This window comes from Marinobacterium nitratireducens (assembly GCF_014645375.1).
GTDB lineage: Bacteria > Pseudomonadota > Gammaproteobacteria > Pseudomonadales > Balneatricaceae > Marinobacterium_A > Marinobacterium_A nitratireducens.
This window is the reverse complement of record NZ_BMLT01000012.1, coordinates 123,257-136,606: the sequence shown is the minus strand read 5'-3', so window position 1 is coordinate 136,606 and position 13,350 is coordinate 123,257. Positions and strand designations below refer to the sequence as shown.

At 62.8% G+C, this 13,350-nt stretch carries 12 protein-coding genes; 6 read left to right on the top strand and 6 right to left on the bottom strand.

The window, feature by feature from the left end; translation table 11 throughout:
* Window positions 1–58: 58 nt before the first annotated feature.
* Window positions 59–895: a 23S rRNA (adenine(2030)-N(6))-methyltransferase RlmJ gene (locus tag IEX85_RS20145; protein WP_188862425.1), complete on the top strand. Its 837-nt coding sequence runs from the start codon at window positions 59–61 to the stop codon at window positions 893–895.
* Between the two features lie 116 nt (window positions 896–1,011).
* On the opposite strand, the gene IEX85_RS20140 is transcribed toward IEX85_RS20145, so the two are convergent.
* The gene (locus IEX85_RS20140; protein WP_188862424.1) at window positions 1,012–1,863 is read right to left on the bottom strand and encodes an RluA family pseudouridine synthase; all 852 of its coding nucleotides are present in this window, start codon (window positions 1,861–1,863) and stop codon (window positions 1,012–1,014) included.
* Window positions 1,856–2,623, bottom strand: coding sequence for a TlyA family RNA methyltransferase (locus IEX85_RS20135; protein WP_188862423.1), 768 nt, complete (start codon window positions 2,621–2,623; stop codon window positions 1,856–1,858). The genes IEX85_RS20140 and IEX85_RS20135 overlap by 8 nt, the downstream gene beginning before the upstream one ends.
* Window positions 2,624–2,833: 210 nt before the next feature.
* On the opposite strand from IEX85_RS20135, the gene IEX85_RS20130 reads away from it, so the two are divergent.
* The gene (locus IEX85_RS20130; RefSeq protein WP_188862422.1) at window positions 2,834–3,298 is read left to right on the top strand and encodes a hypothetical protein; all 465 of its coding nucleotides are present in this window, start codon (window positions 2,834–2,836) and stop codon (window positions 3,296–3,298) included.
* Between the two features lie 44 nt (window positions 3,299–3,342).
* Here IEX85_RS20130 and IEX85_RS20125 read toward each other — a convergent pair whose 3' ends face one another.
* Entirely contained in the window at window positions 3,343–4,701 is a 1,359-nt protein-coding gene (locus tag IEX85_RS20125) for an alanine/glycine:cation symporter family protein (RefSeq protein ID WP_188862421.1), read from the bottom strand.
* A 171-nt stretch (window positions 4,702–4,872) separates the two neighbouring features.
* A complete protein-coding gene (gene dsdA / locus IEX85_RS20120; protein WP_229722028.1) occupies window positions 4,873–6,147 on the bottom strand; it encodes a D-serine ammonia-lyase in 1,275 nt (424 codons plus the stop codon).
* A 212-nt stretch (window positions 6,148–6,359) separates the two neighbouring features.
* Between dsdA and IEX85_RS20115 the strand changes: the two genes are divergently transcribed.
* Window positions 6,360–7,259, top strand: a complete 900-nt coding sequence (locus IEX85_RS20115) for a LysR substrate-binding domain-containing protein (protein WP_188862419.1) — start codon at window positions 6,360–6,362, stop codon at window positions 7,257–7,259.
* Window positions 7,260–7,298: 39 nt separating this feature from the next.
* Here IEX85_RS20115 and IEX85_RS20110 read toward each other — a convergent pair whose 3' ends face one another.
* Window positions 7,299–7,811, bottom strand: coding sequence for an Lrp/AsnC ligand binding domain-containing protein (locus IEX85_RS20110; RefSeq protein ID WP_188862418.1), 513 nt, complete (start codon window positions 7,809–7,811; stop codon window positions 7,299–7,301).
* A gap of 138 nt (window positions 7,812–7,949) precedes the next feature.
* On the opposite strand from IEX85_RS20110, the gene IEX85_RS20105 reads away from it, so the two are divergent.
* From IEX85_RS20105 to alr, 3 genes are all read left to right on the top strand, one after another.
* A complete protein-coding gene (locus tag IEX85_RS20105) occupies window positions 7,950–9,218 on the top strand; it encodes a D-amino acid dehydrogenase (RefSeq protein ID WP_188862417.1) in 1,269 nt (422 codons plus the stop codon).
* Between the two features lie 221 nt (window positions 9,219–9,439).
* The gene (ridA, locus tag IEX85_RS20100; RefSeq protein ID WP_188862416.1) at window positions 9,440–9,826 is read left to right on the top strand and encodes a deaminase RidA; all 387 of its coding nucleotides are present in this window, start codon (window positions 9,440–9,442) and stop codon (window positions 9,824–9,826) included.
* Window positions 9,827–9,916: 90 nt separating this feature from the next.
* On the top strand, window positions 9,917–10,993 hold the full coding sequence (gene alr / locus IEX85_RS20095; protein WP_188862415.1) for an alanine racemase: 1,077 nt from the start codon (window positions 9,917–9,919) through the stop codon (window positions 10,991–10,993).
* Window positions 10,994–11,537: 544 nt separating this feature from the next.
* Here the strand turns inward: alr and IEX85_RS20090 are convergent.
* A complete protein-coding gene (locus tag IEX85_RS20090) occupies window positions 11,538–13,310 on the bottom strand; it encodes a DEAD/DEAH box helicase (RefSeq protein WP_188862414.1) in 1,773 nt (590 codons plus the stop codon).
* Between the last annotated feature and the right edge of the window lie 40 nt (window positions 13,311–13,350).

The following is a 13,350-nucleotide window of genomic DNA, read 5'->3' as shown; positions in this document are numbered from 1 at the left end:
GGCGGTACGGCGGGCGTCGGCGTATGCTGGCGCCTATTTCTTTCTGGTCGGAACCCCGATGCTGAGTTATCGCCACGCCTATCATGCCGGCAACTATGCCGACGTTCTCAAGCACCTCGTACTCGCCCGGACACTGGAGTACATGATCCGCAAGGACAAGGGGTTGCTCTACCTCGATACCCACGCCGGAGCCGGCGGTTACCGCCTTGGTGATGCGATGGCGCAGAAAAAGGCGGAGTATCGCGATGGCATTGGGCGCCTCTGGGGGGATGGCAAGATCGAGGCGCTGGCGCCGCTGATGCAGGTGCTGGACGGGCTCAATCCCGACGGCAGGCTGGCGTACTATCCCGGCTCGCCTGTGATCGCCGCGCAGCTGCTGCGCCCGCAGGACCGCCTGCGGCTTTTCGAACTGCACCCGTCCGACCGTGAGCTGCTCGGGCGCAATTTCGCATCCGACCGGCGCGTGCGCGTCGAGGGCAGTGACGGCTTCGCCAGCCTCAAGGCGCTGTTGCCGCCACCCTCGCGGCGGGCGCTGGTCCTGATCGATCCGCCCTATGAGCAGAAGGAAGACTATCAGCGGGTGGTTCGCGCTGTGCTTGAGGGCTATAGGCGCTTTCCCGCAATGACCTGTCTGATCTGGTACCCGGTGGTGGCGCGCCCGCGCATCGACGAGATGGCGAGAGGTCTGTGCCGCGGGGGTATCCGCAACCTGTGGCAGACCGAGCTGGGGCTGGCGCCGGACAGCGATGGCTACGGTATGACCTCGAGCGGCCTGTTCATGATCAACCCGCCCTGGACCCTCGCCGAGCAGTTGCGCGAGGCACTGCCGGAACTGGTAGAGCGTCTGGCACCCGAGCAGGGGCGCTGGATGCTCGAGCAACTGGTCGGAGAGTAATGCCGGCTAGCTGCAGAGGTATCCGGCCGGGTAGCATGGGTTTGGCGATGCAATGGCAGATTTCTTAATGATTCCCGCGTGTTCACATGCTGGTGTACCCGCTCCAGCCAAAGCGTTTACGAGCTTTTGGAACTGTCACTGCCGACGAATGGCTGCGGCAGCGTCCAGTCCACCGCTTGCCGGCGCATCGGGCAGATGAACCTGAGGCTGTGAGCAACCAGCAGCAAGCCTTCCCGGTTCTTGTTGCCCTGGCCGTAGCGGGGGTCGCCCATGACCGGATGGCCGATCGAATCCAGGTGGCGTCGAATCTGGTGTGTACGGCCATGTTCGATACGAATCTCCAGCAGGCTGGTATTGCGCACCGGGTCGTATTCCAGCCGTTCGAAGCGGGTCGTCGCCGACTTGCCGTCCAGCGGCCTGTCGATGCAGCCCGACAACGGCGCCTCGCCGAGTACCACCGCCTGGTAGCCTTTTTCGATGGCGCCTTCCTGAAACAGGCGGGATAGCTGCGCCGCCATCTTGCGGTTGTGGGCGAGCAGCATCAGGCCGCGTGTCTCGCGGTCCAGCCTGTGTACCGGAAAGACTTCGCGCTTGTTCTCGAACGCCGTTTCGGCGATGCGGGGCAGCGACATATGGTCACCGAAGCGGGTTCCCTGAGACATCACGCCGGCGGTCTTGTACCAGAGGCTGTAGCCCATCCGGTCTTCGATGCAGTTGAGGCGGGGAGGCTTGAGCGCGAGCAGGGCCGGATCGTAGTACAGCTCGACCCGGTCACCCTTGCGCAGCGGACTGGTGGCACGTCGCAGCCGGCGCTCCTGACCGCCGCGTATCAGCCAGACGGCGCCGCGCACCATGGCATCCTTGAGTCGCTTCTTCGGCAGTCCGCTTTCCTGGGCGAGATAGTCCACCGCGCAGGCGACGGGCTGTTCGATCTCGCGCTTCAATTCGACCTTGCTGTTTTCAGTCATCGGCTTTTTCCGCCTGCAGAAGAAATTCGGTATTGCCATCGCCGCCCTTGATGGGGCTCGGGAAATAGTCCCGCACGCGCAGGCCGAGGGCTTCGCAACAGTCCCGGATATCGCGCTCAACCTGTGCGTACAGGCTTTCGTCGCGTACGATGCCGCCTTTGCCGATGCCGCCGGGTCCGACTTCGAACTGCGGCTTGACCAGGCTGACCAGAAGACCGCCCGGCCGGATCAGCGGCGCCAGGGACGGCAGTATCTTGGTCTGGGAAATGAACGACACGTCCATCACTGCCAGGTCGAAGCCCAGGTCGTCCCGGCAGTGGGCCAGCAGTTCCCCGGCAGGCAGTTCGCGGGCATTCATGCCTTCGTAGCAGAGTACGCGTGGGTCCTGACGCAGACGGGCGTCCAGCTGATCGTGGCCGACCTCGATACCGACAACCCGGGCGGCGCCGGCCTGCAGCAGGCAATCGGTAAAACCGCCGGTGGACTGGCCGACATCGATGGCGACGCGATCGCGTACCTCGATCCGGCAGCGCTCCAGCGCGCCCTGCAGCTTGAGTGCGCCGCGGGACACAAAGCGGTCCTGCGGGTCAGGCGTCACCTCGAGGGGCGTGTCCGCTGCCAGCTTGAGACCGGGCTTGGTGATGGCCTGCCAGGTAGCGCCGATACGGGCTTTTACCCGGCCGTCCTTTATGAGCCGCTGGGCGTGGGTGCGGGAGCTGGCGTCACCCCGGTCCACGAGAAGCATGTCGAGTCGTTGCATCGGCGTTTCCGCAAATTGAAACCGGGCGCCATTATAAGCGGATGACGGGGTTGCGGAAACGGAAGGTGAGTTTGGAGTGGACCTTAAACAGCATCGACGCTGTACGCCAAGGTGCCAAGCATTGACAGCGGCGCTGTCTGCCTCTGGCAACTGGTTACTGGTAACCTTCTTTTTCAGCTACACTGCTGAAAACATTATGGATCTTCGTCGATGAAAGGATACGGATGGATAGCGGCGTCGCTGCTGGGCGCCCTCGGTTGGATGCCGTTTCAGGCCCAGGCGGTCAGCGAGCAGAGCATTCGCGATTGCCAGCGGAACATGAATCCTCTGGTGGTCAGTCAGTGTATCGCCAGGCTCAAGTCGCAATCGTACCGGCTCGAAGAGATAGAGTGTCGCAAGGATCTCGAGTGCTGGGGCGAGCGATTCAGCGAGCGAGCCCAGCGCAACTGCGCCGTCGGGTTCGCCCGGGCAGCGCAGTGGGATCCGCGCTGGTGGTCGTACTGGGACGAGGATGAGCTTACCCATGTGCGCTGGCGTTCCCGCCGTGACGGCATACTGGAATATTATCTCGACAATGCCGGCGTGCGGCTGATGTGCGCCTTCGATCCCGAGCTGCCGCAGCGGGTAAAGGTGCAGTACGGCCCCGCGGTCGGAGACGCGGGGGTAGAGCTTTAAAAAAAAGGGCCGGCGAATTTGCCGGCCCTTTTCATCGGTACCGCTTAGAGGTCCTTGTTGTTGGCAAAGAACTCGCGGGTGATCTGGAATACCACGGGGCTCAGCAGCGCCAGGGCGATCAGGTTGGGGATCGCCATGAAGGCGTTGAGAGTGTCGGCGAGAAGCCAGATGAAGTCGAGGCTCAGGACAGCACCGGCCGGAATGGCCAGGATCCAGAGTATACGGTAGGGCGCGATGGCCTTGACCCCGAAAATGTACTCGACGCAGCGCTCGCCGTAGAAAGACCAGCCGATGATGGTGGTGAAGGCGAAAATGGCCAGTGCAATGGCGACCAGGTAGTTGCCAACGCCGGGCAGTGCTTCGGCAAAGGCCGCGGATGTCAGAGCCGCACCGGATTCACCGCTGGTCCAGGTGCCGGAGGTGACGATTACGAGGCCGGTGATGGTGCAGATCATGATGGTGTCGATGAAGGTTCCGAGCATCGCCACCAGACCCTGACGCACCGGGCTCTTGTTCTGCGCCGCGGCATGCGCGATCGGCGCGGAGCCCAGGCCCGCTTCGTTGGAGAAGATGCCGCGGGCGACACCGAAGCGGATCGCAGCCCAGACCGCAGCACCGGCGAAACCACCCTCGGCGGCAATCGGGCTGAAGGCATGGGTGAAGATCAGGTTGAAGGCGTGTGGGATCTGATCGGCGTTGATCGCCAGGACCACCAGGCCCGCAGCGATATAGGAGACCGCCATGACCGGTACCAGGGCGCCGGCGACGTGGCCGATACGGCGAATACCGCCGATCAGGACGGCGCCTACCAGCACCATGGCGATAACGCCGCTGATCCAGGTCGGCAGGCCGAAGTTGGACTCCATGACGCTGGCGATGGAGTTGGACTGCACCGTATTGCCGATGCCGAAGCCGGCGCAGGCGCCGAAGATCGCGAAGGCCATGCCGAGCCAGCCCCATTTACGGCCGAGTCCGTTCTTGATGTAGTACATCGGTCCGCCGACGTGGTTGCCTTCTTCGTCGACTTCACGGTATTTGACCGCCAGTACGGCTTCGGAATACTTGGTGGCCATGCCCACCAGTGCGGTGATCCACATCCAGAACAGGGCCCCGGGGCCGCCGAGGAAAACGGCGGTGGCGACACCGGCAATGTTGCCGGTACCCACGGTGGCCGAAAGGGCCGTCATCAGGGCCTGGAAGGGGGAGATTTCCCCGGCGGACTCTTCATCGCTGGCGGCCTTGCGGCCCCGCCACAGCAACTTGAAACCGGTACCGAGCCTCAGAATTGGCATCAGGCGCAGTCCCAGGGACAGGAACAGCCCGACACCCAGTATCAGGACCAGCATCATTGGGCCCCAGACGATACCGTTTATCGCACCGATGATTGACGTGATCGACTCCATTATGCGGAAACCTCCAGCTTGTTATTGTTTTCATGCGGTTCCGGATGGGGAACCGATGAGTGTGCATCCCCCGGCGATCAGCGAGGGGGGACAACCCCCGACCATCCCCGTCGCGGTTGCGCGTCGGGCCGGCCGATCAGTATCTGTTTCCTGTGAGAAACCAGGTCTATTTTAGTGATAGTTTGTTTCCTTTAAAGCAATTTCTGCTCTTTTGAGAAATTTTTCAAACTCTACGTCCGGAACCAGTCGTCCGCCGGTGCTCCAGACGATGTGGGTGACCCTTCCGAGATGGCCTTGCAGGGCTGGGCTGCCGCGCTGTTCAGCTATTTCATGCATTAGGCGTGCCGGCCCCTGGATACCCGCGGCCGCGGAGGGCTCGACCGCGATGTTCTCGGCCCGGTGGAGACGGTAAAGGTCACGGAACAGGCTTTCGTCGCTGACGGTGAAGACGCCATCCACGTCAGCGCGGACCCGTTCGCAGACCCATTCCGAGGCACGGCCGACTGCCAGGCCGTCCGCTTCGGTGCGGCAGTCGAGGCCGATGTCGTAAACCGAGGGGATCGCCGGGTCGAGCAGACCCAGCAGTACCGAGGGCGCTGCGACGGGCTCGGCAAAGTAGCAGTGCACGGCATCGCCGAAGAGGCGGCGCAGGCCGTAACAGATGCCACCGGGTGCGCCGCCAACACCGCAGGGTATATAGACCAGCAGCGGGTGATCGGCGTCGACGCGGATACCGGCTTCGTCGAGCTGGCGCTTCAGCCGCAGCGCGGCCACGGCGTAGCCGAAGAACAGGCGCGGGCTGTTCTCGTCGTCGACGAAGTAGCCGAGTGGGTCGGCAGCGGTTGCAGCCCGCCCTGAGGCGACCGCAGCACTGTAGTCGCTTTCGTGCTCGATCACTTCGACACCGCGATCGCGCAGGCGCTTTTTCTTCCACGCCTTGGCGTCGCTCGACATGTGTACCTGGGTCCGGAACCCGAGGGCCGCGCCGATCATGCCGATGCTGAGCCCCAGGTTGCCGGTGCTCGCGACCACCAGGCTGTGCTTGCCGAACAGGCGGCGCGCCTCGTCCGAGGCCAGGCGGCGGTAGTCGTCGGCGATATCGCGCAGCAGGCCCGCGGACAGCGCCAGCTGTTCGGCATGGCAGAGCACCTCGTGAAAACCGCCCCGGGCCTTGACCGAGCCGGCAATCGGCAGGGCATGGTCCGCTTTCAGCAACAGGCGCCCGGTAATGCCCATTTGCTGCCTGAGCGTTGGCAGCTCAAGCAGAGGCGACTCGATCAGGCCGCCTTCGGAAGCGAGTTCCGGAAACAGTTCGGCGAGAAGCGGGGCGCAACGCTCGAGGCGCGCGCAGGCCGCAACGAGTTCGGCATCCTCTGCCGGCTGGCAGGGCGCGCATGCCGGGTTATGCCAGAACAGGGGGCTGGCCTCTGAAAGCTGTTGTTTCACTGAGTTCCCGTTCGCTGTTGCCATCCCCAAACCCTTCTTTTTGATGGGGCGGTATTCTGGATTCGGTGTCCGCAGGCCACAATGCATTCTTTTTATAGTTGACTATAGACCGGCTAAAGTGATCGCTGGCGAAATCCCTTAAAAATAGTTGTTGTGCTTCGCAAAGAGCCCCGGGTTTGCTTTACTTGCACCAAACCCAGGCGGAAATGAAAATGATCAACGCCCAGATCCTCGCTGCGCTGCGCACCTTCGAGGCAGCCGCCGGCGAGCTCAGCTTTACCCGTGCCGCGGCGCGCCTTAGCGTGACCACGGGGGCGGTCAGTCAGCAGATCAAGCACCTCGAGGACCAACTGGGGTTTCGGCTCTTCGACCGGTTGCCGCGGGGGCTGCGGCTGACGGCGGAGGGTCAGCAGCTTTTTGCCGTGGTGCACCGTTGCCTGCTGGACCTCGACAGCTGCGTACAACGCCTGCAGCATCAATTGCTGGAGGGGCAGATCCGCTTCCGCTCGACGCCGTCGCTGCTGTTCAAGTGGCTGGTACCTCGGTTGCACCGCTTCCACGCCCGCTTTCCCGATATCCATGTCGAGACCTTTGCAGAAGAATCTCTGCTCAAAACCGAGCCGCAGGCGTACGACCTGGCCATCGATTACAGCTTTGGCGAATACCGCGGTCTCGAGTCCGAGCTCTTGCTCGCGGAAACGCTGTTTCCCGTTGTCAGTCCCGACTACGCCGGCGGCCGGGACTGGCGCGATCCATCGAGCTGGCGCGACGCGACGCTGTTGCACGATTCCAGACCCTGGCGCGACGCGGCCCGGGACGCCGAGTGGCGCTACTATCTGGATCAGGCGGGGCTGACGACGGTGGACAGCGCGCGAGGCCACTATTTCAACCGCGCAGACCTGGCGATCGAAGCGGCGGCGGCGGGTCTCGGCGTGGCGCTGGCCCGTGGCAGCCTGATCGACAACGATCTGGAGTCCGGGCGGCTGGTGGCGCCGTTGCCGGCCGTTGATTCCTGCTGCGCCTATTATCTTGTGCACCGGGCCGGGGTGCTCGAGGATGCGCGCATTCGCGTGTTCTATGACTGGCTGCGCGGGTTGCCGGACAGTCGGTGAGCCGTGGCTGAACGGAACCGCCTCACGCCTCACCATACTTCAATAACTGCCCGGCTTGTTGATATCGATCGGCAGCGCCAGGGACTCCTTCACTTCCTCCATCACGATCCAGCTCTTGGAGTTCTTGACGCCGGGCAGTGTCAGCAGCATTTCGCCAAGCAGCTTGCGGTATTCGGTCATGTCGCTGATGCGGGCTTTGAGCAGATAGTCCGAATCGCCGGAGACCAGGTGGCACTCGAGTATGTAGGGCAGGGAGGTTACCGCCTTGTTGAAGCGGTCGAAAGCGTCCGGCGACTGGTATGACAGCGCGATCTCGACAAATACCAGCATGCTGTAGCCCAGGGCCTGGGGGTTGATCCGGGCGTAGTAGCCCTCGACGTATCCTTCCTTTTCCAGTCGCTTGACCCGTTCCATGCAGGGTGTGGTCGAAAGCCCGACACGGTCGGCCAGTTCGGTATAGGAGATGCGGCCCTCGAACTGCAGCGTGCGCAGGATGTTCATGTCGATACGGTCGAGCTTGCGTTTTTTCTGAGGTGTCTGGTTGTTGGCCATATTTACTCCCGTAAATGCTTAATTAAACAGAATAATACACCGCAAAATAGCTAAATACGCAAAAAAATCCCGCGCAAAAGTCCCTATACTGCAAAACATATTCTCGTTACCCACCAAACAACAAGCAGGGGGCAGCACATGCGCATTCTCATTCTCGGAAGCGGCGTAGTCGGAGTCACCAGCGCCTGGTATCTCGCTCGCGCAGGTCACGAAGTCACCGTAGTTGATCGCCAGTCCGCAGCGGCCATGGAAACCAGCTATGCCAACGCCGGTCAGGTTTCGCCCGGTTACTCCGCCCCCTGGGCGGCCCCCGGTGTGCCGGTCAAGGCTATCAAGTGGCTGATGCAGGACCTGGCGCCGCTGATGATCAAGCCGACCCTCGACTACAACTTCTACCAGTGGACGTCCAAGATGGTCGCCAACTGCACCGAGGGCAAGTACCAGATCAACAAGGGTCGCATGGTGCGTATTGCCGAATACAGTCGCGACTGCCTCAAGGCGCTGCGCGAAGAGGTCGAGATCGACTACGAACACCGCACCAACGGCACCTTGCAGCTGTTCCGCACCCAGAAGCAGGTCGACGGCGCGGCCAAGGACATCAAGGTCCTGAAAGAGCTGGGCGTGCCCTTCGAGGTGCTCGACCGCGACGGCTGTGCCGAGCGTGAGCCGGCGCTGCAGTACGTCAAGGACAAGATCGTCGGCGGCCTGCGCCTGCCGGGCGACGAAACCGGCGACTGCTTCAAGTTCACCCAGGCGCTAGCCAAGAAGTGCGAGGAAGTTGGCGTCAAGTTCCTGTTCAACACCTCGATCGATGGCCTGCTGACCGACAAGGGCGATATCGTCGGCGTCAAGACCAGCGCCGGGGTGATGACAGCGGACCGCTATCTGCTTTGCCTGGGCAGCTACAGCCCGCTGCTGGCCAAGCAGGTCGATATGCGCCTGCCGATCTATCCGGTCAAGGGTTACTCCCTGACCCTGCCAATCGTCGACGAGTCGCGTGCGCCGGTATCGACCGTCATGGACGAGACCTACAAGGTCGCGGTGACCCGCTTCCAGGATCGGATTCGCGTCGGTGGCAGTGCCGAGCTTGCGGGTTACGACCTGTCCCTGCCCGAGAAGCGGCGCGCCAACGTCGACTTCGTGGTCTCCGACCTGTTCGGTGGTGGCGGCGATATGGCGAAGGCCGAATTCTGGACCGGCCTGCGCCCGATGACGCCGGACGGCACCCCGGTGCTGGGCGGCACCCGTTATCCGAGCCTGTACCTCAATACCGGCCACGGCACTCTGGGCTGGACCATGTCGCTGGGATCGGCGAAGTTCGTCAGCGACCTGATCAGCGGCCGTGAGACCGACATCGATCCGACGGGTCTTGGCATCGATCGCTACCCGTACGCCTACGCCAGCTGATTGGGCTGCGCAGCTGCGACCTCCGTTGTCGCAGCTGCGTCGCATCCACGACTGACTTTTCGACCTAAATCGTGGACACTTACGAGCGCGGTTCGGGACTCCTCCGCCGGACTGCGCCCGTAAGTGTCCAACAACCGTATCCGGATGGCCCGGGGCCCGCTGTGCGGGCGAAGCCGCAAGGCCGTATCCGGTCGGTTCTATCTGCATATTAAGGAAACGACATGGCAAATCGCAGCGTTATCAAAACCGACAAGGCGCCGGCGGCGATCGGTCCCTACTCCCAGGCGGTCAAGGTAGGCAATACTGTTTACATGTCCGGCCAGATTCCGCTGGATCCGGCGACCATGGAAGTTGTTGACGAGTCCTTCGAAGCGCAGGCGGTACGCGTATTCGAAAACCTCAAGGCGGTCGCCGAGGAAGCCGGTGGTTCCCTGAACCACTGCGTAAAGCTGACCATCCTGCTGTCGGATCTGGCCAACTTCGCTCAGGTGAACGAGATCATGACGCGCTATTTCGACGAGCCGTACCCGGCACGCGCCGCCTACGCGGTGAAGCAGCTGCCCAAAGACGTCGATATCGAAATCGAAGCGGTGATGGTCACCGAGTAACAGTGCAATCTGCCGGAAGCTCTGCTCCCGGCGCCGTAAACCCGGCGTAAAAATGCCGGGTTTACCGCTTGTCGGCATCGGAGGAGTCGTATGAGCCGAGCAGCACGCGCCAGTATCGATCTGGACGCCATTCGTCACAATTATCGTTTAGCCAAATCCCAGGCGCCCGCCGCGCGCGCGGCTGCCATCATCAAGGCCGGTGCCTACGGCCATGGTGCCGTCGCCGTAGCCGGCGCTCTCAAGGCCGAGGCCGATGCCTTCGGGGTGGCCTGCATCGAGGAAGCCATCGAGCTGCGGGACGCCGGTATCGAGCAGCCGGTAGTGCTGCTGGAGGGCTTTTTCGAGGCGGACGAACTCGAGTATATCGCCCGCCACAACCTTTGGACCGCGATCCACAGCCCTCATCAGGTCGAAGCGCTGGCCCGTGCGCAACTGCCGGCGCCGGTCAATGTCTGGCTGAAAATGGATTCCGGCATGCATCGTCTCGGTATCGAGCCTGAAAATCTGCGCGCCACTTACGACCGGCTGCGCTCGCTCGGGCAGGTGGCCGAGATCACCCTGATGAGCCACTTTGCCTGCGCCGACGAGCTCGATCTGGAAACCACCCGTCAGCAGATCGCCTGTTTCGACCGCGCAGTGGAAGGCATCGATGCCCCCCACAGTCTGTCCAACTCGCCGGCCACGCTGGCGTGGCCCGAAGCGCACCGTGACTGGCTGCGACCGGGGCTCATGCTCTACGGCGCCACGCCGTTCCTGGTCGAGCAGGAGCAGGCGGCCAGGCTGGAAGCGGCGATGACGCTGACCAGCGAAATTATCGCCATCCACGACCTGCAGCCCGGGGATGCCGTCGGTTACGGCGCCGGGTTCGTCTGTGAACGTCCAAGCCGTATCGCCACCGTGGCCATGGGTTATGGTGACGGCTATCCGCGCCACGCCGCCAACGGCACGCCGGTGGTCGTCAACGGGCAGCGCACCGTCACCGCCGGTCGCGTATCGATGGATATGATGACGATCGATATCACCGATATCCCGGGTGCCGGAATCGGTGACCGCGTGGAGCTCTGGGGCAAGCAGTTGCCGGTATCGGAAGTGGCGGTTCATTGTTCCACCATTCCCTATACGCTGCTGACCTGCCTGACGCCGCGCGTGCCGCGGGTTTACGAATAGCCTGGTGCCGGGCCGATTCACGTAGGGCGCACTGAGCGAAGCGAACTGCGCCCGATGTGCGGCACGTTTCGTTACACTCAAGGGAACCTATGAATAAGTCCCAATGAGTCTCTGGCTTTCAGCGCGAGCCGGAATCGAGGCGCAGCTTTGAAGGCATGCTGGTGGCCTGTCGAGAAGCTGCAACAATGAGTCCGGTTCGCGCTGAAAGCCCCGCAGGGCGGGCCCTGAAGCATGCATCTGCGTTGTTGCAGTGCTTGACAAGGACTAAGGCCATTGCCTGCGCACTGCGCCTAGCAGCTGCACGCTTCAGGACCCGCAGAGGACAACTGGGACTTGTTCATAGGTTCCCAAGGTGCCCTACGAATTGAGCGTCATACGATCTGAATTCGGGGTCAAATCACCCTAAGGGAAACGTCGTTCCCGCGAACGCGGGAATCCATAAACAGCGGACAGCTCTGGTTCCCCGCTTACGCGGGAATGACTGCCACAAAAAAGCCCGCGCGGGGGATAACCCGCGCGGGCTTTTTGCTATCGGAGCCGGCGTTTACGCCGGCTTGTTGGGGCGTCGGGTGCCCTTGCCTTTGCTCTTGCCCTTGAAGGCACCGGGGCGTCGTCCGGCGCGCGGGGCCGCTTCGGGTGTTTCGCCGACGGCGTGGATATTCAGGCGCTGGCCGCAGACGAAGGCCTTTTTCAGCGCCTGCATCACTTCCTTGGACATGCCGTCCGGCAGGTCGACGGTGCTGAAGTCGTCGTACAGATCGATCTGGCCGATCAGGTTGGCGGCGATGCCGGCTTCGTTGGCGATAGCGCCGACGATGTTCTTCGGCATCACGCCATGCATGCGGCCGACCATCAGCACGTAGCGCTTCATCGCGATTTCCGGATGGTCCTTCAGCGGTCGGGCGTTGGGGTTGACGTTGACCGGTCCCCGGCGTTCGCGGCGATCGTCGCGACGATCGTCCCGGATCTCGCGCGGCGCGGGGATTTCGCGCTCGTCGAGCAGCAGCGGCGTTTCGCCCTGGGCGAGGGCGGCCAGGGCTGCGGCGATGCGCATCGGATCGGTGTCGTGTTCTTTCTGATAGTCGCTCAGCAGTTCCAGATACAGCGACAGGCTCTCGTCGCTGTCGAGGGTGTCCGTGATGCGCTGCATGAAGCGCTCGACGCGTTTTTCGTTGATGGCACCGACGCTCGGCAGCTCCATGCGCTGCAGCGGCTGGCGGGTCGCCTTTTCGATAGCGTTGAGCATGCGGGTTTCGCGCGGCGCCACGAACAGGATCGCTTCGCCCTTGCGGCCGGCGCGGCCGGTACGGCCGATTCGGTGCACGTAGGATTCGGTGTCGTACGGGATGTCGTAGTTCAGGACATGGCTGATTCGCTCGACATCGAGGCCGCGGGCAACCACGTCGGTACCGACCAGAACATCGATCTTGCCGCTCTTGAGGCGCTCGACGATGCGCTCGCGCTGCTGCTGAGAAATATCGCCGTTAAGCGCCTCGGCGGCATAGCCACGCGCCGACAGCTTCTCGGCCAGCTCCTCGGTGCTCGACTTGGTGCGCACGAAGATCAGCAGGGCGTCGAAGGATTCTATTTCGAGAATGCGGGTCAGCGCCTCGAGCTTGTGGTGGCCGCTGACACGCAGGTACTTCTGTGTGATGGTGGTGGCGGTCGCGGTCTTGGACGCGATTTTCACCTCTTCGGCATCCTGCAGGTATTTCTGCGCCACGCGCTTGATCTGCGCCGGCATGGTGGCCGAAAACAGTGCGATCTGGCGCGTCGGCGGGGTGTGCTCGAGGATCCATTCGACGTCGTCGATGAAGCCCATGCGCAGCATTTCGTCGGCTTCGTCCAGCACCAGCGAAGTCAGGTTGTCGAGCTTGAGCGAGCCGCGGCGCAGATGGTCCATGATGCGTCCCGGCGTGCCGACGATCACCTGGGCGCCGCGTCGCAGCTGCCGCAGCTGGGTGTCGTACGCCTGGCCGCCGTAGATCGGCAGAACGTGGAAATCCGGCAGATGCTTGGCGTAGGTCTGGCAGGCTTCGGCCACCTGGATGGCCAGCTCCCGCGTCGGCGCCAGCACCAGCAGCTGGGGTTCGCGACGGCTGGTATCGAGACGCGACAGCAGCGGCAGCGCAAAGGCCGCGGTCTTGCCGGTGCCGGTCTGTGCCATGCCGAGCAGGTTCTTGCCGTTGATCAGGTGCGGGATGCTGGCGGCCTGAATCGGGGAGGGGCTTTCGTAGCCGACGTCGGCCAGCGCCCGGAGAACCGGTTCAGACAGTCCGAGGGAGTCAAAGGAGAGCTGTTCACCAGCATCTGACATAGAAAAAGGTACCTGTGAAGCTAGGAAGGCGGCGGCAACA